At 42.8% G+C, this 2,138-nt stretch carries 1 pseudogene; it reads left to right on the top strand.

The features are described from left to right. A pseudogene (locus U736_RS0110680) lies at nucleotides 1–2,138 on the top strand (hypothetical protein); the annotation flags it as partial.

Raw genomic sequence — 2,138 nt, 5'->3', positions numbered from 1 at the left:
ACAGCTCCGACTTATAAGATCTCAAATGTTGCTGAAGATGGTACGGCAACAGAAAAGCCCTACAACGATGTTGGTTCAGCTTTTGCTGGTCTTGATACGAGTGTCAAGAATGTGAATACGCATCTAACGAATGTAGAAAATAAGTTTACCCAAAAGATCGATGATATTTCGAAAGAAGTTAAAGGTGATGCTTTGTTGTGGAATGATAAAGTCCATGCCTTTGTAGCGCAGCATGAAAAGAAGGAAGAAAAAGAAGACGGCACAGTTGTAGTGACACAAGAAAACAGCAAGATAACGTTTCTTGCAGCTGGAGCTGTCAGTGAAACTTCAACAGACGCAGTAAATGGCTCACAGCTTCATGCCTTGGGCACTGTGGTTGCTAAGTCTTTAGGCGGTAATGCTAAATATGAGAATGGCGCATGGACCGCTCCTACATTCAAGGTTAAGACCATTAAGGCTGATGGTAGTGATGTTGAAGAAAACAGCTATGAGAGTGTAGCAGAAGCCTTTGCTGGAGTTGGTACTTCTTTCACGAACATTCATAATGAGATTAACAAGGAGATTAGCAAAGTCGTAGGCGATAGCCTTGTTAAGCAGGATGAAAAGACAAAGGTTATCAATATTGGTAAAGAAGTAGAAGGCAGTGAAATCAATATTGCCAATAAGACTGGTATGGATCGGACTCTTTCTGGTGTGCAGGCAGCGACCAAGGATAATGAAGCCGTTAACAAAGGACAGCTTGATAAAGGTTTAACGGATCTTTCGAACAGTCTTCAGTCTGATGAATCAGCAGTTGTTCATTACGATAAACAAAAGGATGGTAAAGTTGATTATGCGAATATCACCTTGGGTGGTAAAGATAAGACAGCAGTAAGTCTCCATAATGTTGCTGATGGTAAGATTGCCAAGGATTCACGTGATGTAATCACGGGTGGTCAGGTTAACACAATCGGTGAGGATGTTGCCAAGTTCTTAGGTGGAGATGCTGCATTTACCAATGGAGCTCTTACACAGCCAACCTATAAATTATCGCACATTGCCACAGATGGAGTTGTGACAGAGAGTTCGTTCCAAGGTGTTGGAACCGCTTTTGCAGGTCTTGATGATAATATCAAGACTGTGAACGCTCGCATTAAGGAAGTCTCAGAAGGAGTTGCACATGATTCCTTGTTATGGAGTGATAACGCCCATGCCTTTGTCGCACAGCATGAAAAGAAGGAAGAAGAAGACGGCAAAGTTGTAGTGACACAAGAAAACAGCAAGATCACATCGTTGGCTGATGGTTCTATTGTGGCAGGCTCGAGTGATGCAGTAACTGGTGGACAGATTTATGATCTTCAAAAACAGTTTGCTGGCTATTTGGGTGGCGGTGCTGGTTATAATGAGAAAGGTGAATGGCAAAACCCGGATTTCCAAATTCAGACTTTCAACAATGATGGTACGAAAGGTGATAAAAAGAGTAGTAACAATGTTGCTGGTGCGTTTAATGACATTAATGACAGCATGAGCACTATCAACGATCGTATTAAGGAAGTTTCAGAAGGAGTTGCACAAGATTCCTTGTTATGGAATGATAAAGCCCGTGCCTTTGTAGCGCAGCATGAAAAGAAGGAAAAAGGAGACGACGGCAAAGTTGTAGTGACACAAGAAAACAGCAAGATCACGTCGCTTGCCGCAGGAGCTATTACGAAAGATTCGACAGATGCGGTCAATGGTTCCCAGCTTTTTGCAACAAATACAGAAATTAATGAAGTAAGAGACAGTATTCTTGTTAAGCAAGTAGCAGAGAAGAAGTTAGCGCGCAGTCTCCCTGATGGAGGAGCCGGTCTTATCACTATTGGTAATGAAACTGGTGGTAGCGAAATCAGTGTTTTGAACAAAGAGAATGGAGAGCGGAAACTTTCCGGTCTACTGGGCGGGGCAATCAATGAAACTTCAGACGAAGCCGTAACTGGTTCTCAGCTTCATACCCTAGGGAGCAGTGTTGCATCTTATTTTGGTGGTAGTGCTAGCTATGAGAATGGCGCATGGGTTGCTCCTACATTCACGCTTAAAACCTACAATGCAGATGGTACGGAAGGTGATCCACAGGAGCATCATAATGTAACGGAAGCGTTTGCAGGAATTGATAAGAATTT

It is taken from the genome of Bartonella grahamii ATCC 700132, from assembly GCF_000518085.1.
Lineage (GTDB): Bacteria > Pseudomonadota > Alphaproteobacteria > Rhizobiales > Rhizobiaceae > Bartonella > Bartonella grahamii.
Note: the sequence above shows the minus strand (reverse complement) of the source record. Positions and strands in the feature narration are given on the sequence as shown.